The sequence below is a fragment of the Peterkaempfera podocarpi genome, assembly GCF_042466665.1.
Taxonomy (GTDB): Bacteria; Actinomycetota; Actinomycetes; order Streptomycetales; family Streptomycetaceae; genus Peterkaempfera; species Peterkaempfera podocarpi.
This window is the reverse complement of the sequence record NZ_CP162102.1, coordinates 333,386-353,073: the sequence shown is the minus strand read 5'-3', so window position 1 is coordinate 353,073 and position 19,688 is coordinate 333,386. Positions and strand designations below refer to the sequence as shown.

Below are 19,688 nucleotides of genomic sequence, written 5' to 3'. Positions count from 1 at the left end.
ACTCGACTGCTGTGCAGACGAGTTGGAGTCCCACCCCCCAACGTCTCCAGGAGCACACCATGCGCACAGAGAGGTATGTCACCGGGGGATCCGCCCCCGGCGTCGTCGCTCCACCGGCCCTTCGGCTCCGGAGGGTCCTGCTCGCCGCCGCGGCGACCTTCGGGCTCGTCCTGGGTGCACTGATCGGCCTGCCCGGCATCTCCCAGGCCGCCGGTTCGCTGCCCTGTGACATCTACGGTGCCGCCGGCACCCCCTGCGTCGCCGCACACAGTACGGTGCGCGCGCTCATCTCCTCCTACGGCGGCCCCCTCTACCGGGTCACCCGTGCGTCGGACGGGGCCTCCACCGACATCGGGCTGCTCGCCGCGGGCGGCTACGCCAACGCCGCCCAGCAGGACACCTTCTGCGGGAACACCAGCTGCCGCATCACCAAGATCTACGACCAGACCTCCCGTCACAACGACCTCACCCCGGGGCCCGCGGGCACCGCGGGCATGGGCGCCGACCGCGGGGCGGACGCGAGCGAGATCGCGGTCACGGCCGGCGGGCACAAGGTGTACGGCGTGTGGGTCTCACCGGGAGTCGGCTACCGGTACACCGGGGCGGCGTCCGGGGTCGCGGTCAACGGCCAGCCCGAGGGCGCCTACATGGTGGCCAGCGGCACCCATGTGGGCGCCGACTGCTGCTTCGACTACGGCAACGCGGAGAGCACCCCGGCGGACACCGGCAACGGCCACATGGACGCCGTGTCCATCGCGACCACGTGCTACTTCCCGCCGTGCACCGGGTCGGGCCCGTGGATCGAGGCCGACATGGAGAACGGCATGTTCCAGGGCAACAACGGCTCGAACACCGCGAACGCCGGCAACAGCAGCCCCTTCGTCACGGCCGTCCTGAAGAACAACGGGCAGACCACCTACGCCCTGAAGGGCGGCAACTCGCAGTCCGGCGCACTGACGACCTGGTGGAACGGATCGCTGCCGACGCGGGGCGGCTATATGCCGATGCACCAGGAAGGCGGCATCATCCTGGGCACCGGAGGGGACAACAGCAACTGGAACAAGGGCACCTTCTTCGAGGGTGTGATGGTGTCCGGCTACCCGACCGACGCCGCGGAGAACGCCGTCCAGGCGAACGTCGTGTCGGTGGGCTACTCCGGTGAGACCAATGTGCCCAACGGCCCCCAGGGAACGATCACCGGACCCGGTGGCAAGTGCGTCGACGTCGCGGCCGACGACACCGGCATCAATGGAACGGCCGTGCAGCTGTGGGACTGCCAGTCCTGGGCCGAGGACCAGCACTGGACGCACAACGCCGACAGTTCGCTGGCCACGCTCGGGCGGTGCCTGGACATCAACGGCAATGGCACGGCCAATGGCACGCAGGTCGAGTTGTGGGACTGCAATGGCGTCGGCGGTCAGAAGTGGGTGCAGCAGTCCGACGGCTCACTGCGCAATCCGCAGTCGGGCCGGTGCCTGGACTCGCCCAGCGGCGCCACGGGGAACGGCACCCGGTTGCAGATCTATGACTGCAACGGCTCCGCAGCCCAGAAGTTCACCGTCAACGGGGGAGCTCCGGTCCCCGGACCCGGTGGCAAGTGCGTCGACGTGGCGGCCGACGACACCGGCATCAATGGAACGGCCGTGCAGCTGTGGGACTGCCAGTCCTGGGCCGTCGACCAGCACTGGACGCACAACGCCGACAGTTCGCTGGCCACGCTCGGGCGGTGCCTGGACATCAACGGCAATGGCACGGCCAATGGCACGCAGGTCGAGTTGTGGGACTGCAATGGCGTCGGCGGTCAGAAGTGGGTGCAGCAGTCCGACGGTTCGCTGCTCAATCCGCAGTCGGGCCGGTGCCTGGACTCGCCCAGCGGCGCCACGGGGAACGGCACCCGGTTGCAGATCTATGACTGCAACGGCTCCGCAGCTCAGAAGTTCACCCTGAGCTGAGATCGCGGCGGGCCCACCTGCCGCACCGGTGCCACGAGAGGGGCGCGGGAATTCCCGTGCCCCTCTCGCCGCGTACCCACGCCGCAGCCCCCGAGGCCGCGGTGTCCACCGTCAGGCTCCGGGCGGCGGCGACCAGCGTGTCCAGCGGAACGGCAGTGGCGTCCGCCAGCGCACCGTGCTGCGCCCGCAGTGTCCGCCCGTCGGCAACCGGGCCGGGACCGGGCCCGGCCCGGCGGTCAGTTGACGTCGACGTAGTCCGGGGTGGCGGTGCCGGTCAGGTAGCCGCTGCTGGTGGCGTACCAGGTGGCGCTCCAGGTGCCGTCCTGCTTGGCGGTGGCGTGGGCGGTGAAGACACCGTGACTGTTGGTGCGGGCGGTGCCGACGCGGGTCGCGTGGGTGGAGCCGCGGGGGGTGAAGTAGAGGGTGACGGTCTGTCCGCCGGCGGGCGTCCAGGTGGCGGAGGTCTTCTTCTCCAGCCGGCCGGTGATGGTGAGGGTGCGGCCCTTGCGGACGGGCTCGGGCGAGGCGTTGAAGGCGGTGATGCGGGTGGCGTAGCGATGCGCGCGGCGGACCGGGCTGCCGGACGGCTGATTGTCGGCGTTGCCGGTGAAACGGGCGCGCCAGTAGCCGTCGTTGCGGGCCGTGAAGGAGGTGCTGAAGGTGCCGGTGGTGGGGTTGGCGCTGCTGCCGGGGTTGACGGTGAGAGTGCGGATGGTCCGCCAGCCCGTGCTGCCGTTGGCGGAGTACTCCAGCACCACGCGGCTGCCGGCGGACCAGGTACGGCGGGTGCCGGTGTCCTGGAGGGTGCCGGTAACATGCAGGCGGGAGCGGTCGTCCAGGGTGGCCGTCAGGGTGGTGGCGGTCTTCCAGACGGTGTGGATCGCCACGTTCTGGGTGGCGGGCGCCAGCCAGAGGTTCTGCCAGTCGTGCACGGTGACGGCGACCGTGCGGTTGCCGGGCCGGGTGAAGGTGCAGGTGAACTGGCCCGCGGCGCCGGTGACGGCCGGCTGCTGCTGGTCCGGGCAGTCCGCGTCCGCGCCGGACAGGGGCTGCCAGGCGGTGCCGTTGAGCACCTCGGCGTGTCCGCTCAGTGTGGCGCTCTTGCCCTCGAGGAGGTTGAGGGTGCGGGTCGCGAGCGTGCTGCGGGTGGCCAGGCGCTTGACGGTGAGGGCGGTGGGCAGGCCGGTGATCGGGCCCTGCACGCCCGTACCTGGCACCGCGTTCACCTGTAGCTGGACCGAGGGGTCGTACACGGTGGTGGTACCGGTGAAGTGGCCCTGCGCGTCGCTGTGGACATCAATGCCCGAGGTGCCGCCGCCCGGTTGGAAGGCGACCACATGAACACCGGCGGCCGGCGTGCCGGGTCCGGGGTCCTCCGGGGTGTCCAGCAGCACGGTGCCGCTGATGCGGGCGCTCTGGTGGAACCAGTCCAAGGTGCTGCGGTCCACCATGGCATCGGTGATCCGCAGCGCGGGCATGTAGATGTAGTGCCGGCTGACGGGGCTGCCGGGCAGGTCGGCGCCGCTCGCGTCCCTGAGGTGGATCAGAGCCTGGTAGTCGGCCGCTCGAGCGGGCAGGTTCACCACGGCTGCACTGCGCCACAAGGTGTTGCCGTTGGCGTGGGGAGCGTCGGGCATGAGCTCGGTGACGGCCAGCGGTTCGGCATCGGCCAGGTCGCCGGACGGGGCGTAGATCTCCGCGGTGACCGCTGCGACCCTGGGGTCCGCACCGATGGAGACCCACACAAAGCCGGGCGCCTCGCCCTCGTTGTCGACCTGGAGGAACGGCAGGGACGGGGCGGGTGTCTCGGCCGCGGTGGCGGGGACGGTCCCGGCAAGGGCCATCACAGCAGCAGTGGCCGCCAGGGGTATGGCGCGGCGAGAGTGTCGCATTGTGTCCTCGGTGCAGGGGTGGTGGGTGGTGCGGATGCTATCGGTCGGCATAAAGTTGATCAACAGTGATATCCGCGACCGAGCGTCTGCCCGCCGGCCCGACCAGCCGACAGCCCGGCTCACCGGCTGCGGCAGGCCGGTGAGCCGAGGCGGCTCCAGAGGGTGGGAGGGGCCGCAGCGCGTCAGATGCGCCTGCGGGCGCGGAGGACGGCGTCGCGCAGAGTCATTCCGTGGCCGTGGCTGCGGCCGTGGCCGTGACCGTGACCGTCTCCGTGAGGGTGCGGGCCGGCGGCCGGACGGGACCTGACCTCGGCGACCACGATCTCCCATCGGCCGGGATCCAGGGAGGCGGCAGCCTCCTCGGCCGTGACATGGGCCTCCGGCGGTCGGCCGTGCGACTCGGCGGAGTGCTCCTCGGAAGGGTGGTGGCCGACGACAAGCAGCGTCCCGCCCGGTGCGACCGAGGCCGCCAGCCGATGGAGCAGAGCGTCGCCCGCCGCCGCCGGATGCACATAGTGGGCGGTGACGAGATCGAAGTGCTCCTCGGCGGGAGCCCATGCGGTCAGGTCGGCCCGCACCCAGTCGATCCGGCCCGCGGCGTCCGCGTCGGCCTGTTCGGCGTGCTCCCGCGCGCGGCCCAGAGCGGCGGCGGCGATGTCCACCGCCGTCACCTGCCAGCCGTGCGAGGCGAGCCAGAGGGCGTTGGCTCCTTCGCCGCAGCCTGCGTCCAGGGCCCTGCCAGGGGTGAGTTCCCCGGTCTCCGCAAGCAGCTGCGGACTGGGCTGCGGGCTGTGGCCTGCGGGGTGGCCCCGATAGCGCTCCTCCCAGAACTCCCTGCCGAACGCCGCTGATGCTTCGGACATGATTCCTGCCTTTCGTGGCTCACAGACCATGGCGCCGGTTGCCCAGCACCCGTTCGCAGACGCGTGCTTCGGATTCGGGTGAGAAGGGGTCCCGCCGGGCGGCGACCGCCAGCCGGGTCTCCTCGGCCACCAGGTCGGCGTTGATCCGGGCCGCCGCGGCCGCTCCCGCTGCTGCGGCGTTGCCGACCTGGGCGAATGGATCGGTGACATTGCCTGCGACCCACACACCGGGCACCTCGGTCAGACCGGTGGCGTCGGAGGGGATGTACTCGCCGCTCCCCGCGGGATGCTCGGCCGGCCGAAGGCCCAGCGGAGCCAGGAACCCGGCGCGGACCCTCAGCCGCGGCGCCACCACCAGCGCCGCGCGGCGCGACCACCGTCCCGTCGCCGAGCCGCACTCCGGTGAGGCGGTCGTCCGTGACCTCCAGCGACGCGACGTGACCCTGCACCACCCTGATGCCACGGGCCGCCAACTGCTCCGCATCCTCACCGGCCGGTGGCGGCGCGCTGTGGGAGAAGAATGTGAAATCGCTGCTCCACTGGCGGAACAGCAGCGCCTGGTGCACCGACTGCGGTCCGCCGGCCAGTACGCCGACGGCCTGGTCGCGGACCTCCCATCCGTGGCAGTACGGGCAGTGCAGCACATCCCGCCCCCACCGCTCCCGCAGCCCCGGGACATCCGGAAGCTCGTCCACCACGCCGGTGGCCACCAGCAGCTGGCGTGCCCGGATCCGCCGGCCGTCGGCCAGCGTCACCTCGAACCCGCTGCGGTGGCGTGCCGCGGCATCGACCTCGCCGGTGACCACCCGGCCGCCGTAGCCGCGGACCTCCGCCCGCCCGCGTTCCACCAGGTCGGCCGGCCGGATCCCGTCCCGGCCCAGCAGCCCGTGCACACCGGCGGCCGGGGCGTTGCGGGGGGCTCCGGCGTCGATCACCACCACCGACCGCCGTGCCCGTACGAGCATCAACGCCCCGTTGAGGCCCGCGGCACCACCGCCGACCACCACCACATCACAGTCGTCCATCAGCTGGTCGCTCATCCCTGACCACCTCCGCGGCAACCATGCGGGGCCAGCGTCCAGAACCGCAAACAATGTTGCCGATCTGGCAAGCTGGTGGCATGGACAACGACCTCGACCAGGCGCTCGGGGCGGTCGGCCCCCGGTTGCGTGCACTGCGCAAGCAGCGTGAGACCACGCTGGCAGATCTGTCGGCGGTCACCGGAATCTCGGTGAGCACGCTGTCGCGCCTGGAGTCCGGTACCCGGCGCCCCACGCTGGAACTGCTGCTCCCGCTGGCCCGAGCCCATGGCGTCACGCTGGACGAACTCGTCGACGCCCCGCCCACCGGCGACCCGCGCATCCATCTGCGCCCGGTCACCCACCACGGCATGACCATGCTGCCGCTGACCCGCCGAGCGGGCGGCATCCAGGCGTACAAACTGGTGATCGAGGCCGACAGCTCCCAGGGAGCCCCCGACCCCAAGACCCATGAGGGCTATGAGTGGCTCTATGTGCTCAACGGACGACTGCGCCTGATCCTCGGTGAGCAGGACATGGTGCTCTCCGCGGGGGAGGCGGCCGAGTTCGACACCCGGGTTCCGCACTGGTTCGGTGCTGTCGGCGCCGAGGCGGTCGAGTTCCTCAGCCTCTTCGGGCGGCAGGGCGAGCGGGCGCACCTCCGCGCTCGCCCCGCGAGCAGGAAACCCGGATGACTGCGGCGACGGAGACCCCTGAGCACACCGCCCCCCGGAGGGCCAGGACCGGCAGCGAAGTGTCCGGCAGGCTTCGGCGGGCGCGTCCCGGTGTGACCGATTACGTTGATCGGGCATCACGGAGAGAAGGGGTCCTGTCGTGCGGATCGCGGTCATCGGCGGAACCGGCTTCGTCGGCTCCAGGCTCGTGGAAAGGCTCAGGGAGACCGGGCACCAGGCCTCGCCCCACGGCAGGTCCACCGGGCTCGACCTGCTGACAGGCGACGGGGTGCCGCAGGCGGTGAGCGGGGCCGACGTGGTCATCGACACCATCGACGCCCCGTCCTTCGACGCGGCCGCCGCGCCGTTCTTCCGCACCACGACGCAGCACCTGCTGGCCGCTGCGGAGCAGGCCGGGGTGGGACATGTCGTGCTGCTCTCGATCGTCGGCGTCGAGCGGGTCCCGGATGTCGACTACTACCGGGCGAAGGTCCTCCAGGAGGACATCGTCAAGGCAGGCCCGATCCCTTACTCGATCGTGCGGGCAACGCAGTTCATGGAGTTCATCGCCGGGATCATGGACTGGACCACCGAGGGCCGGACGGTCCGACTGCCCACGACCCCGCTCCAGCCGATCGCCGCCGGCGAGGTCGTCGGCGCGCTCGCCGACACCGCGACCGGGGCGCCGCTCAACGGCACCCTCGAGATCGCAGGCCCGGACGTCCTCCCGCTGGACGAACTCGGCCGTGTCACCCTGAGCGCCCGCCCCGACGGCCGCACTGTCGTCGTCGACGAATCGGCGGGGCTCTTCGCCGCTGTTCCCGGCGACGCCCTCACCGCCCCGAGCGGCGCACGCCTCGCGCGTACCCGCTACACCGACTGGCTCGCCTGACTGCCCGGCGCCCGGCCCCGCGCCCGAGTCGAGTGCCGGACGGAACTGCCCAGGACACCCGTGCACCCGTACGGAGCAGCGGGCTGCCCCACGGTCGGCGCGCCGGTCGCTGCGATGGTCCCCTGGGAGGGCAGGCCATGCCCACCCCGCGGAGGTGCCGACGGTGTCCGAGAACCAGCAGCCCGCCGGGCCCACCGGTCGACCCCAGCCCGGGGACGTCGGCCGCCGGATCGTGCAGCGGCGCGAGGCCCTCGGGCTGAGCCGTGACGACGTTGCCGCGCGGACGGGCATGGCAGCCGAGTACGTCCGTTATGTGGAGGAGCACCCGGCTCAGCCGGAGCCCGATGCCCTCACCCGGCTCGCGGGCGTCCTGCAGACCACCGTCGAGCAGTTGCGGGGCGGCGAGGTGGACCTGCCGCCCGGCCGCGGCGTCCCTTCCGCGAACCCGGTGTTCGAACCGCTGACGCCCGAGGAGTGCCGGGCGCGCCTGTCCTCCTGCGGGGTGGGGCGGGTCGCCTTCGGTACGGACCTCGGCATCGAGGTGCTGCCCGTGAACTACAGCGTGATCGACGGCAGCATCGTGTACCGCACCGGCGGCGGGGCGGCCCCCGCAGCAGCGATCCGCCAACAGGTGGCCTTCGAGGTGGACCGGGTGGACGACGTCCTCAGCCAGGGGTGGAGCGTCCTCGCCAATGGACCGGCGGAACGCATCACCGACCCCGAGGAGATCGACCGGCTGGCCGGCGACGCACCGCTGCCCTGGACCGGGGGACCCGCCGACCTCTGGATCCGCATCACCCCGGACCGCCTCACCGGACGCATCATCCGCACGGTCTGAGGACCGCCGGTCTGCCGGGCGCGCACGGTTGTGCTGCAGCAGACCCTGCCGATCGGTTCGCCGGCCGGCACGCGTGCCGCCGCGGCGGCCCGACGGTGGCCGCGTTCGGTCAGGCGCGCGCCGGGCACGGCCCCGGCGACCGGGCTGCGGTGACGTTCTCCGACTCCCCGTGCCGAAGGCACCACACCCGGACGTGGTCGCTCATGGTGCCGACTCCCGCCGCCCGGCCGGCCTTGCAGACACGTGCCTGGCGGCTGCGACGGATCAGAGGCAGATCCAGCAGTACAGGTGGGCGCTCCGGGCAACCGCCCGGACCGCGAGCTCGGACAGCCGGCCCAGGAAGTCGGCCAGCTGATCCGGATCGGCCGGGGGGTGGAACACGTCCTCAGCGCCCGCCCAGTCGGCGGCGACGCCCGCGAAGAAGCCGCTGTCGCCGGTCGCCAGCGCGTCCCGGAGGGCGTCCGTGAGCGACAGCAGGACCAGGTCCCCGTCCCCCACCATGGCGACCAGGCTGCCATGCCGGGGGTCGCTCCGTACGTCGGCGGCGGACCGGCCCGTCAGGAGCGCCTCGGCGGGCATCAGCTGGACCACCGGGTCGATGCCCTTGACCACCATCTGGTCGTAGCCGCTTCCGCTGAGCTCGCCGTCGTCCCGGACGACGGCGCGGACGGCGTCGTCGTCATCAGTGGCGGCGAAGTAGCCGAAGAGAACGCCCATGGGCCGATCATCGCAGGTGCTGCCGACAGCCGCGGCGGTCAGGTCGGCCGCTCGACCGGGGGCTCGGGATCCGTGGTTCGGGACGCCTGATGGAGCATCACACGGTCTGTCGTCCCCACTGCCGTGGGCGCGATGTAGAGCAGCATCTGAGCGGCGCGTCCGTCAGCGGCCGTCCAGTCGGCCGTGGATCTGCTGAGCAGGGACCATCCGGCCCGCTCGTACAGGGCGATGGCCGCCGCCGCTCCCGACTCCACCTCCAGAACGGCCCTGGCCCGCCGGTCCCCGGCCACCTCCGCCGCCGTGTCGAGAAGCCGGGTGGCGACCCCGCGTCTGCGGGCGTCGTGGCTGACGAACAGCCGGGCCACCGACACCAGACTCCGGGCCGGCTGCCCGGCAGCGGCCGCCAGCGCCTCCGTCGGCCGGGTCAGTGCCATGTGCCCGAGGACACCCGAGTCGTCCACGGCCGTCCAGGCCCCGATCATTCGCCGAGGAGTCAGCCACTGCCCGGGGTCGGCGGGCCAGTGCACGGGATAGCGATCCGACCGGTGGACCCTGGCCAGCGCGTCCACGCAGTTCTTCAGGTCCTCATCGGTCCGAGGGCGGATCACCGGTTCGGTCATCCGCGGATTCTTGCACGCCGGTGTCGGCGAAGCCCTGCGCACCTCGGCCGCCGGGCAGCCCTCCCGCCTCGACGCGACGCGGGGTCCCTGCCCTGCGCACGGCAGGCCTCGGCCGTCGGCAGTGGTTCTCCGTACGCACGCCGTCGTGTCGACGCGGACATCGAGGTGCGCCGCTCATTCAAGCCGCTCATTCAAGGGGAGCGACCGAGTCGAGGTCGAACTCCTGCAGGTGGGGCATCGCGCCATCCGTGTCGCACAGCGGCTGTGCGGTCCAGATGCACTTTCCGGTGGGTGTGTAGCGGGTGCCCCAGCGCTGCGAGACCGCGGTGACGAGCTGCAGCCCCCGGCCGCCCTCGTCCGTCTCGGACGCATGCCGGATCCGGGGCATGGTCAGGCTGCCGTCGGACACCTCGCAGACCAGGTCGGCGTCGCGCAGCAGCCGCACCTGCATCGGGCCCTTGCCATGGCGTACGACATTTCCGACCAGCTCGCTGACGATCAGCTCGGTGGTCGTCGACAGCCCGTCCAGCCCCCAGTCGGACAGCTGCTCCCGGACGTGCCTTCGGGCGAGACCGGCGGCCTGCGGGTCCGTCGGGAGCGGCCAGCTGGCGATCCGGTCGGAGGGGAGAACATGGAGGCGCGCGACGAGGAGGGCGATGTCGTCGCTGGTGGTCCCACCGGTGGGCAGCAGGCCGGAGACGAGGGAGTCGCTGAGCAGCTCCAGATCCTCCCCGGCCCTGGTCCCCAGCAGCCGCGCCAGCTCGGCCATGCCCTGGTCGATCTCACGCTCGGACGATTCGACCAGGCCGTCGGTGTACAGCACCAGCAGGCTCTCTCCGGGCACCTTGAGCTCCACCGTGTCGAAGGGCGGTTCCGCCGCGCCCAGCGGTGGGTTCGGGTCCGGATCGCAGAAGTACACCGTGCCGTCGGGGTGGACCACGGCCGGCGGGGGATGCCCGGCCCGGGTGATGGTGCACGTCCGGGTGGTGGAGTCGTAGAGCGTGTAGAGGCAGGTGGCGTAGGAGTCGTCGCCGAGGCCGCTGACGATGTCGTTGAGATGGCTCATGATCTCGTCGGGGGGCATCTCCAGGCTGGCCAGAGTGTGGACGGCGGTGCGCAGACGTCCCATGGTGGCGGCCTCGGAGAGACCGTGCCCCATCACGTCGCCGATGACCAGTGCGACCCGGCCGGCGGAGAGCGGGATCACGTCGTACCAGTCGCCGCCGACGTCCATCCCCTGCTCGGTGGGCAGATAGCGGGCCGCGGTGGTGCACGACAGCAGCTCGGGCAGTTTCTGCGGGAGCAGTGCGCGCTGCAGTTCCTGGGAGCGGGTGTGCTCGGCGTCGTAGAGCCGTGCCCGCTCCAGGGCCTGCGCCACCAGTGCGCTGATGGCGGTGAGCAGGGTGCGTTCATCGTCCGCGAGGCGGCGAGGCCGGTCGAAGGCGACCACGCAGATGGCGAAGGTGTGCCCGGAGGCGGTCAGCGGCAGGAACGCGCGGGCCTGCATACCGGACTCCCGCTGGTGGCCTGCCATGCCCGGGTACAGTGCGGCGTACTCCCCGGCCGACGAGATGAACAGCGGCTCCTCGGTGGAGATGGCGTCCCAGACCGGGTCCATGGGCACCCGGGTGCGGCCGTCGACCAGGGCGAGGAAGGCCTCGGGGTAGCCGACGGCTCCCACGTTGTCCAGCCGGTCGCCCTCCACGGCCTGCACCAGCAGACCGGCGGCCCCGAACGGCGGCATCACCCGCTGGGCGACCGCCTCCACCACGTCCCGGGAGGTCGTCGCCTCGGCGAGGGCCGCGGTCAGCTCCGCGATCCTGGCGGCGCGTTCGCTCGCGGCGCGTTCGCTCGCGGCGCGCTCGGCCTCGTGCCTGCGCCGCTCGGTGACATCGGTGAAGTAGAGGGTGACCCCGTCGGGTACCGGGACGACCCGCAGGTGGTAGCAGTGCCCGGAGGCCGGCGTCAGCACGTCGAAGCTCGCACCGGTGGCCTGCGAGGCCGCCTTGCGGCAGCGGGCCTCCATCCCGGCGATCTGGCGCACCGAGGGCAGCGTCCACAGCACCTGGCCGAAGAGCTCCGCCGAGGAGGAGCCCAGCAGGCTCTCGGCCTCCAGGTTGACGAAGGTGATCCGCCAGTCGTCGTCCGCTGCGATGAAGCCGTCGTTCATATGGCGCAGCGCACGGCTGAGTGCATCGCGGGCCGAGCGGGACTCGCTGCTGTCCCACGCCGTCCCGATCAGGCGGTCGGGCTCGCCGTGCTCGTCGAGCACCACCTTCGCACGGGCCTGGGTCCAGCTGTAGCTGCCGTCGGGATGCCGCACCCGGTACTCGGCCTCAAACACCGAGCGGTTGCGGATGGCCCGCTCCACGGCGGCCAGTGTCCATGGAAGGTCGTCCGGGTGGACGACCTTCATCCAGCTCTCGACCCGGGGGACGAAGTCGGCGGGGTCGGTGCCGTACACGGCCATGGAGGCGTCGTCCCAGAAGAGCCAGCCGGTGCGGATGTTCCATTCCCAGGTACCCACCCGGACGGCCTGGAGCGCCTGCTGCTGCAGAAGGCTGCTCGGCTCCGTCGGAGCGGGCCGGACGGGCAACGGGGCCTGGGCCATCCGGTCCTGCGCCCAGGCCGCCACCGCGCCCAGGAAGTCCCACTGCTTGCCCGTGGGCTCGCCTGCCGTACCCGTGACGACGGTGAGGGCACCGAGCGGGCGGTCCTCGCCGGGCAGCGGCACGGCGGCGAGGCCCGTACCGGGGGATGCGCCGGATTCCAGGGGGCAGCCGGAGCCGGGGGACCCGCGGGGCGTCCACACTCCGGTGCCCCGGCGCACGGCGAGGGCCGCCGCAGCGGTGCCGTCCTGGTCGATGATCTCCCACGACCGGACGAGGGCCGGGGGCAGCCCGACCGCCGACACCAGACGCAGAGCGGACATGGGGCCGCACAGATGCGCGGTGCCGCCCAGGCCGCCAAGCTCGGCGACCGCGTGCTGCAGCGCGAGTCGGAGCACTTCGCCTTCGGAAATGCCCCTTTCCACGGCATCAAGCAGCGCCAACCGCTCATTCACGATGCAACTGTACATTCCGGGCGAAACATGGCAGATGTCGAAGGCTGACCGGCAGGGGATGCGCGCGCGGCGCTCGGCACCCGTGCGACGTCGCGCCCGCGGCAGCCGGATCGGCCGGACGGGCCTTGCCCGGCGCCGGTGATGGCGCGGGTGAGGGCGCGGGTGAAGGCGGGTGATGGGCCGGGCCGAGGTGATGGTCTCCGCCGCGGTGTGCCGGCGCAGCCGGGGGGACCACTGCAGCGCACCGGCCGGGTACGGACCGTACCGGCCGCGCGGCCGGGCGCCGCCCGAGTCGGACCGTGGAGTCCGGTTCGTGTCCCGGCGCCCCGGGTGGGCCCGGGCCCATGCCCGGGGTCGCACCCTGGTAACGGACGGATACGCCCGGTGGCCGGCCGCGCGGTGGGTCAGCCGGGGACGGGGGCCGGCCAGTCGGCCGGAAGTGTGTAGTACCAGCCCGGGCGCCACGGCGGTGGTGCCGCGAGCAGGTCCTCGAGTGCCGCCCCGGCAAGCAGACTCTCCAGCGCCCAGCGGTTGGCGGAGTGGGCGATCACCAGGATCCGGCAGCCGTCCCAGTGCGTGGCCAGGTCATGGAGGAAGGCGTCGGTGGCCGCGAGGACCTGGCGGTAGCTCTGGCCGCCGGGGAAGGGCTCGTGGATCCGCTGCGCCCGTTGGGCGGCGACCAGGGCGGCCGGGCCCCCGTTGAGGTCGCCGTAGTCGCACTCGCGCAGCCTGATGTCCTGGTGGATCGGGGGTCTGCCGTCCGGGAAGGCGATCCGCGCCGTCTCCACGGCGCGGTGGAGGTCGGAGGTGAACACCGCCGCCAGCCCGTCGCCGCGTCGGCGGTCGCCCAGTGCTGCGGCCTGGAGGCGTCCCCGTTCCGAGAGCCGGCCGGGAAGCCGGCCGGTGGCGATGCCCGCCTCATTGTCGACGGAGGTGGAGTGTGTCTCGTAGATGATCTCTACTGCCATCGGGGCCCTTCTCGGCGGGAAGGCGTGACCGGGTCGTCCTGCTCACCGTAGGCCGGTTCCCGGGCGCATGCGGGCATGTTCGCCGCGGTGGCCCGCGAGTACCCGGAGTCAGGGGGAGCGGCGGCGCGGGTGGGAGTGGGCAGTCACGGGCAGCGCGGCCGCGGACTCCAGGCCGGTGGCCGACGCGTTCCCGCCCCGGCGGGTGCATCCGACGCCGGGGCGGGAACCTTGGGGTGCGTGCGAAGGGATCAGGGACTGGTGCAGGTCAGGTTGGCCGGTGCGGCGGTCGAGCTGCCCGTGACGGTGAAGCCGAACGTGGTGGTGCCGTTGGCCGCGATACTCCCGTTCCAGGCGGCGTTGCGCACCGTGACGGATCCGCTGGTCCCGGTGTTGACGCCGTTCCAGAGGCTGCTGATGGACTGGCCGGAGGCCAGGGCCATGCCGACGGTCCAGCTGTTGAGCGCGGTGGTGCCGTTGTTGCGGACCGACACCTCGCCCTGGTAGCCACCGGCCCAGCTGTTGACGCTTCGGAAGGTGGCGGTACAGGTGCCGTTGGCGCCACCGCCGCCCGTGTCGCCGCCGGTGGTGCCCGCTGTGGTGCCCGCAGTGGTGCCAGAGGTCGTGCCGGTTGTCGTGCCCGAGGTCGTACCGGCCGTGGTACCGGCTGTGGTGCCCGCCGAGGTCCCCGACGTCGTACCGGTCGAGGTGCCGGCGGACGTCCCTGCCGTGGTGCCCGCGGACGTCCCTGCCGTGGTGCCCGCGGTCGTCCCTGCCGTGGTGCCGCCGGTGCTGCTGCCGTCGCTGGTCAGGGTCGGAGTCTGCCAGTCCCGCCAGGTGGACAGGCTGCCGGCCTTGAGGGAGGAGATCCGGAACACGCCCGGAGCGCTACCCGTGCCCAGCAGGAACTTCTGGATGCTCTGCTGGAGCGGGGCCTTCCACTCGGACCGCACGGCGCAGTGGGTCCCGTCCTGGACGTCGGACCAGTAGCTGATGTTGCTCCCCGCGCCGAGCGCCTTGTAGACCTCTGCTCCGCCCAGGGCCGCAACGCTCCCCGACTTGGCGGCGAGCCAGTCGACGTGGGTTCTCCATCATGAACAGTCCCCGCGGCGCGACCATGGCCACCATCTCGTGTGTGTCCACCGGCAGGGCGTTCGGGTTGCCGGTGTAGGCGCTGAACGCGTCACCCAGCCAGGGCTGCTCCGTGTAGGCGCTGCTCAGCGGCTGCGCGCCGCTCTCGCCGGGGATCCCGCGCAGGATGGGCGCACCGCCGGAACCCGACTCGATCGGCATGGTCAGATCGATGCGCTGATCGAAGGCGCCGGCCACAAAGGCGCCCTTGCCGAACCGCGAGCATCCCGTGACGCCGGTCGAATCGGCCCGGAGAATGCTGCCGCCCGACTGCTCGATCACGTCGATGATCCGGCTCACGCCCCAGGACCAGGCCATCAGCAGCCCCGTGGTGCTGGTGGAACCGTAGATGCTGTAGAAGGCGCCCTGCTTGTTGTTCCGCGCCGTGCCCTCCTTACCCACCTGGTAGGGGTCGTAGTTGATGACGGCGGCGCCGGAGGCCTTGATGGTCGCCGTGTCCGCGCCGAGCCCTCCGAGGACGACGACGGCCGGGAAGGGACCGGAACCACTCGGCAGGTCGACGCTTGCCGAGAAACTGGCGCTCTTGCCCTGGTCCGTCACATTCACCGTGATGCCGGTCGCGGAGACCGTCCCCGTGACACTGGCGGGCTTCGCGGGTTTGGGACCGTAGACGGACTTCTCCGCCAGCTGCTTGATCTCCTCCCGGCGGCACCGCCAGTCGGACGTGGTAGTGATCCGCGTACCGTCCAGCTTCTTGAAGGGATCGGGAAGCATCGAGTTGGCAGGAGAGGTACCTGGATTGGGCACTGTGCAGTCGGCGCCGTCGTCCTCCGCGGCGGGTGCCGCCTGTACGGCGGCGGCATGGATGTCGGCGGCGCCCGCCTGCGAGGTGAGGGAGGGGGTTGCCAGACTCGCGACGGCCACCAGGGCAGCCGCCGCCCATACCCGGGGCCAGTGTCGATACCGGTGAAAGCGCATAGGGGACCTCCAGGGGTAGGCGTACGGTTGAGAAAAACGGACCCTGCCCGGTCGGCACGCAGTCATAGGCCTGCTGAGAAGAGCCGGTTGGGGGGTCGCAGAGCCGGCCGGCGGAAGTGCCACCGCACGCGGGGACCGGGAAGGTGCATCGGGATTCCCGGTGCAGATGGTGCGCGGGTCGCGGGGCCCCTGAGCCGGAGCTGGGAGTGCGCACCAGCCTAGGAAGGGGGTCCGAGGCATGACAACACATCAGACGCGGGCCACCCCAGGTTGGCCGTTCTGGCACTCCTGCCGACGACAGCAGAACCCAGCAAAGACCGTTATATGGACGGAAAATGACCACACCAGCCGCCACCTGGGGCTTTACCCAATAGAGACTTCAGGCCACTTTCCGACAGTGGATCGAAAATTTCGGACTGCCATGGGCAGGTCTTGCCGGAATGCGGGGCAACCGGTGGGCGGCACAACCGACTTGAGAGCGACCAGGCCCAGCCGAAACCGAGGTGGCCTTCGCAGGCGGGCTGGAGTCGATCTCCTTCAGCCCCTCCGCAAGGTTGCGAACCCCGGGCGGCGCCGGAGTGCCTCTCCCCGGGCGCCGGGTGCGGCGCCCGGCCCTGGCGATCGGCGGATGCTGACGGAATGACCCACGCTCTTGACCGGTACGGCCGCACCAGGCCGCGAGGCCGGTCGAAGCCACTTCCGCACAGCGCGCTAGAAGGATCGGAAGACTCCCTCAGGGGCACTCTGTGCAGCTCCCAGGACGTCTGCGAAGTCCAGATTGGCGATCGCCAGGTTCGCATGGATGTCGTGAATGCCGGCCGGGACGGTGCGGACCGCTCCGCCGTAGGCCTCGAACTCCTCGTCGTTTGCGCACTCCTCCCGGGTCAGGACAGCCACTGCCAGCAGTGCGCGGTGGTGGGCCACCATCGTGGCGCGGTCTGCCAGGAAGACGACGCTCAGATCCTCGTCCCCGGACACGGCCGCGATCACCTCGGCGGCCGTGGCTCCGGCCCAGGCCGGATCGTCGACGATGTGGACGGCGGGCTCGTCGTCGTCATCACCCCACGGCAGGAGCAACTCTGCGCGGACGGCCTGCCAGGCCTCCCCGTCGCTGTGGTCGGTTCTGATGATCAGTGCCGCGAACGCATCGCGGCCGCTCACAGCCGGCAGCACCCGGGACCTCCGATCGTTGTCAATGTGTGGATCTTGTCCATCATGTCAGCCCATTGCCGGGGTGCGGGCCGATCGGCCTGTTCGCCCACCCGCGATATCTGATCCTCCATCAGATACTGCTACCGGGCGGGTCGTTTCCTCCCGGCGGCCCCGGCGCGGACTCTTCGCCGTCTACGGTGCGCTGCTCACCGTGACCGGGGCCGTCGACGGCCGCTCCGAGCTGACCAGGCCTCAGGGCCTGAACTTCAATCTGCGGACCGGTATCGGCATGCTCGCCGTCGCGGCCGTGTTCCTGGCATGGATGCGGCTGCGTCCGCTCACCCCCAAGCAAGAGCCGGGACCCGAGGCCGTGTCCGAGGCCGTGTCCGAGCGGGGCTGAGCCGACGCCCGGGCCGTCCGGCCCGACGCCGCCGCAACGCGGTACCGGCGACCCCTGTCTTCGCTGGGAGCCCGTAGCCGAGGGCAGGGGGCGAGGCCGGGGGCCGGGGTGGATGGGGGATCAGCCCGGGTGCGATGCTGTGAGGTCGTGGTGGGCGGTGCTCCGGGAAGCCGGGCCGGGGAAGGGACGGGGAGGCCATGCGCGGGAAGAAGGGGCGAAGCCGGGGGCAGTGGGGAGTCGCCGCGGGCAGGGGTTTCGGGGGGCCCGGGGGCGGTGCCCGTGACGGGTTCCCGGGTGGTGATGCCGGGTCCGGGCCCCCGGCGGGGCTGCTCCGCCGCGTCTGGCGCAAGGGCGCTTTGCTCGCAGTCCTCACCCCGTTGGTTCTCGTCGGGCTGTCGGCGCTCACCGCCGATCCGGACTATGCGACCCCCTGCATGATCGCCGGGGTGGTGATGCTGATCGTGGCCCTCATGGTGCTGATGACGGTGCGTCCCAACGGGTGGTGGCTGGTGCCGGGGATCCTGCTCGGGGTCGTTCTGGTGGCCGTGCCGGGCGCGGTCCTCAAGGGCGAGGTGCTGCTCCACCGCGGGGTCCGTACCAATGTGGTGGTCACAGCCGCACACCACGGCCGGCCGGGCAAGGACGGCAGGGTGCACTGGACCTGCGACATCCGTCGTGCGGACGGGAAACCGCTGGCCCATGCCGTTCTCCAGGACGCCGACTGCTGGGGGCAGTCGCAGGTCGGCACCACCGAGACGGTCATCGTGGACCCCGACGGCTGGACCGGCCCCGTCTCGACCGACCAGGACTACTCGGGTCTCGGTGTCGGTGTCGGCGTCGTGGGGGCCGCGGCCGCGCTGTGGGCGCTGCTCGCCCTCGCGGCAGCCCGCCGCACCGTCCGTCTGCGTACGGCGGGCTGACACCACCGGGGCCGGACCGGCCCTCCGAGACCGGGTCCTGAGACCCCCTCGCGGACCGCGGACGCGTGCTTCGCAACGGGCCGGTGAACCCGGACCGCCGCGGGCGGACGGGCTCCCGCTGCGACCGCGATCCGGGGTGATCTCCTTGACCTGGAGCGCGCTCCAGGTGCCACAGTCGTCGCATGACGCAGATCCTCTCCCCGGCGGAAGTCGTCGAACGGTCCGGCTTCAGCCTCGACACCCTGCGGTACTACGAGCGGATCGGACTGCTCGACGGCATCGGCAGAAGCGCGAGCGGCCATCGCCGGTTCAGCCAGGACCACCTGGAATGGCTGGGCGTACTGCGCTGCCTGCGCGACACCGGTATGCCCATCGCCGAGATGCGGCGCTACGCCCAGAGCGCCCGCGAGGGCAACTGCACCCTGGCGGAGCGCCTGGCACTGCTGACCGCGCACGAGGCGCGGGTGGAGCAGCACATCGCTGAACTCCGGGCCCAGCAGGACCATCTGCGGGAGAAGATCGCCTGGTACCGCGAGCAGCTCGACGACACGGACCAGATCTGATGGACAGTGAGAAAGGAAGCACAGTGAGCATGGTGCGCACACTCGGCCGCAGCGGGATCGAGGTCGGCGCAGTCGGCGTCGGGTGCTGGGCGATCGGCGGTCCGCTGCACTCCGGTACCGGGCAGTTGGGCTGGGGGCCGGTCGACGACGACGAGTCGGTCGCCGCGCTGCAGCGGGCCTTCGACCTCGGTGCGACCTTCTTCGACACGGCGAGCAACTACGGTGCGGGGCACAGCGAGGTGGTGCTCGGCCGGGCACTGGCCGGCCACCGCGACAAGGCCGTGATCGCCACCAAGTGGGGCTACACCTTCGACGAGGCCACCGGTGAGGCCGGGCCCGAGGACGCAGGCCCGCAGTATCTGCGCTCCTGCCTGGACGGCTGTCTGCGCCGGCTCGGCACCGACTACGTCGACCTGTACCAGTTCCACCTCGGCGGCGTGTCCGTCACCACCGCACTCGACCTGATCGGCACCCTGGAGGACCTGGTCGCCGAGGGCAGGATCCGGGCGTACGGATGGAGCACCGACGAGCCGGGCAGCGCTGAGGCGTTCGCCAGGGCCGGCGCGGGCTGCACCGCGATCCAGCACGACCACTCCGTACTGCGCGACGCCGCCGGGATGATCGCCGTCTGCGAGTCACTGGGCCTGGCGAGCATCGCCAGGGGCCCGCTGGCGATGGGGCTGCTGTCGGGGAAGTACCACGACGGACGCCAGGTCGGCGGAGAGGATGTGCGCTCCCAGGAGCACCCGTGGCTGAGCTACTTCACGGACGGCGCTGGCGCCCCCGAGTGGCTGGCCAGGATCGACGCCATCCGCGATGTGCTCACCTCCGGCGGCCGTACCCTGGCGCAGGGCGCGCTCGCCTGGCTGCTGGCGCGCAGCCCGGCCACGATCCCGATCCCCGGCTGCCGCACCATCGCCCAGGTCGAGGAGAACCTCGGCACCCTGGCATTCGGGCCGCTCGCCGGGCGGGAGTTCACCGAGGTGGAGGCCCTGCTGCGGGGGTGAGCGCAGGCACCGCCGGTGCGGGCGGCTCTCCCGTTCCCCCGGGCCCGTGACGGTCCGGACGGACGGGACGGCCGCCCGGC

At 71.8% G+C, this 19,688-nt stretch carries 17 protein-coding genes and 2 pseudogenes; 8 read left to right on the top strand and 11 right to left on the bottom strand.

Going from position 1 to position 19,688, the window contains the following annotated elements:
* The first annotated feature begins 59 nt into the window (after nucleotides 1-59).
* The gene (locus AB0761_RS01580; protein WP_377267006.1) at nucleotides 60-1,952 is read left to right on the top strand and encodes an arabinofuranosidase catalytic domain-containing protein; all 1,893 of its coding nucleotides are present in this window, start codon (nucleotides 60-62) and stop codon (nucleotides 1,950-1,952) included.
* A 236-nt stretch (nucleotides 1,953-2,188) separates the two neighbouring features.
* Here the strand turns inward: AB0761_RS01580 and AB0761_RS01575 are convergent, their stop codons facing one another.
* The 3 genes and pseudogenes from AB0761_RS01575 to AB0761_RS01565 all read right to left on the bottom strand — a co-directional run bounded on the left by AB0761_RS01575 (nucleotide 2,189) and on the right by AB0761_RS01565 (nucleotide 5,747).
* Entirely contained in the window at nucleotides 2,189-3,796 is a 1,608-nt protein-coding gene (locus AB0761_RS01575; RefSeq protein WP_377267005.1) for a hypothetical protein, read from the bottom strand.
* Between the two features lie 230 nt (nucleotides 3,797-4,026).
* Nucleotides 4,027-4,707, bottom strand: coding sequence for a class I SAM-dependent methyltransferase (locus tag AB0761_RS01570; protein WP_377267004.1), 681 nt, complete (start codon nucleotides 4,705-4,707; stop codon nucleotides 4,027-4,029).
* A gap of 19 nt (nucleotides 4,708-4,726) precedes the next feature.
* A pseudogene (locus AB0761_RS01565) lies at nucleotides 4,727-5,747 on the bottom strand (NAD(P)/FAD-dependent oxidoreductase).
* Between the two features lie 80 nt (nucleotides 5,748-5,827).
* Between AB0761_RS01565 and AB0761_RS01560 the strand changes: the two are divergent.
* From AB0761_RS01560 to AB0761_RS01550, 3 genes are all read left to right on the top strand, one after another.
* Nucleotides 5,828-6,421, top strand: coding sequence for a helix-turn-helix domain-containing protein (locus AB0761_RS01560; protein ID WP_377267003.1), 594 nt, complete (start codon nucleotides 5,828-5,830; stop codon nucleotides 6,419-6,421).
* 139 nt (nucleotides 6,422-6,560) lie between these two features.
* Nucleotides 6,561-7,292, top strand: coding sequence for an SDR family oxidoreductase (locus AB0761_RS01555; protein WP_377267002.1), 732 nt, complete (start codon nucleotides 6,561-6,563; stop codon nucleotides 7,290-7,292).
* A gap of 163 nt (nucleotides 7,293-7,455) precedes the next feature.
* Nucleotides 7,456-8,130, top strand: a complete 675-nt coding sequence (locus AB0761_RS01550; protein ID WP_377267001.1) for a helix-turn-helix domain-containing protein — start codon at nucleotides 7,456-7,458, stop codon at nucleotides 8,128-8,130.
* 17 nt (nucleotides 8,131-8,147) lie between these two features.
* Here AB0761_RS01550 and AB0761_RS01545 read toward each other — a convergent pair.
* The 8 genes and pseudogenes from AB0761_RS01545 to AB0761_RS01510 form a co-directional block, all read right to left on the bottom strand.
* Nucleotides 8,148-8,258: pseudogene (locus AB0761_RS01545) on the bottom strand (hypothetical protein); the annotation flags it as partial.
* A 136-nt stretch (nucleotides 8,259-8,394) separates the two neighbouring features.
* Nucleotides 8,395-8,847: a hypothetical protein gene (locus tag AB0761_RS01540; protein ID WP_377267000.1), complete on the bottom strand. Its 453-nt coding sequence runs from the start codon at nucleotides 8,845-8,847 to the stop codon at nucleotides 8,395-8,397.
* Nucleotides 8,848-8,885: 38 nt separating this feature from the next.
* Complete coding sequence (locus tag AB0761_RS01535) at nucleotides 8,886-9,467, bottom strand: GNAT family N-acetyltransferase (RefSeq protein WP_377266999.1); 582 nt, start codon at nucleotides 9,465-9,467, stop codon at nucleotides 8,886-8,888.
* 187 nt (nucleotides 9,468-9,654) lie between these two features.
* Nucleotides 9,655-12,531 (bottom strand): SpoIIE family protein phosphatase, encoded by a 2,877-nt coding sequence (locus tag AB0761_RS01530; RefSeq protein WP_377266998.1) that lies wholly within the window; start codon nucleotides 12,529-12,531, stop codon nucleotides 9,655-9,657.
* Between the two features lie 404 nt (nucleotides 12,532-12,935).
* The gene (locus tag AB0761_RS01525) at nucleotides 12,936-13,499 is read right to left on the bottom strand and encodes a histidine phosphatase family protein (RefSeq protein WP_377266997.1); all 564 of its coding nucleotides are present in this window, start codon (nucleotides 13,497-13,499) and stop codon (nucleotides 12,936-12,938) included.
* 248 nt (nucleotides 13,500-13,747) lie between these two features.
* Nucleotides 13,748-14,449 carry a cellulose binding domain-containing protein gene (locus AB0761_RS01520; protein WP_377266996.1) on the bottom strand — a complete coding sequence of 234 codons (702 nt, stop codon included), beginning with the start codon at nucleotides 14,447-14,449 and terminating at the stop codon, nucleotides 13,748-13,750.
* Nucleotides 14,385-15,512 (bottom strand): cellulose-binding protein, encoded by a 1,128-nt coding sequence (locus tag AB0761_RS01515; RefSeq protein ID WP_377266995.1) that lies wholly within the window; start codon nucleotides 15,510-15,512, stop codon nucleotides 14,385-14,387. The genes AB0761_RS01520 and AB0761_RS01515 overlap by 65 nt, the downstream gene beginning before the upstream one ends.
* 765 nt (nucleotides 15,513-16,277) lie before the next feature.
* Entirely contained in the window at nucleotides 16,278-16,727 is a 450-nt protein-coding gene (locus AB0761_RS01510; protein WP_377266994.1) for a DUF6924 domain-containing protein, read from the bottom strand.
* Between the two features lie 202 nt (nucleotides 16,728-16,929).
* Here AB0761_RS01510 and AB0761_RS01505 point away from each other — a divergent pair, with 202 nt between their 5' ends.
* The 4 genes from AB0761_RS01505 to AB0761_RS01490 all read left to right on the top strand — a co-directional run bounded on the left by AB0761_RS01505 (nucleotide 16,930) and on the right by AB0761_RS01490 (nucleotide 19,608).
* Entirely contained in the window at nucleotides 16,930-17,118 is a 189-nt protein-coding gene (locus AB0761_RS01505) for a hypothetical protein (protein ID WP_377266993.1), read from the top strand.
* A gap of 356 nt (nucleotides 17,119-17,474) precedes the next feature.
* Nucleotides 17,475-18,038, top strand: a complete 564-nt coding sequence (locus AB0761_RS01500; protein ID WP_377266992.1) for a hypothetical protein — start codon at nucleotides 17,475-17,477, stop codon at nucleotides 18,036-18,038.
* 182 nt (nucleotides 18,039-18,220) lie between these two features.
* On the top strand, nucleotides 18,221-18,601 hold the full coding sequence (locus AB0761_RS01495; protein ID WP_377266991.1) for a MerR family transcriptional regulator: 381 nt from the start codon (nucleotides 18,221-18,223) through the stop codon (nucleotides 18,599-18,601).
* A gap of 29 nt (nucleotides 18,602-18,630) precedes the next feature.
* Complete coding sequence (locus AB0761_RS01490) at nucleotides 18,631-19,608, top strand: aldo/keto reductase (protein WP_377266990.1); 978 nt, start codon at nucleotides 18,631-18,633, stop codon at nucleotides 19,606-19,608.
* Nucleotides 19,609-19,688: the final 80 nt, after the last annotated feature.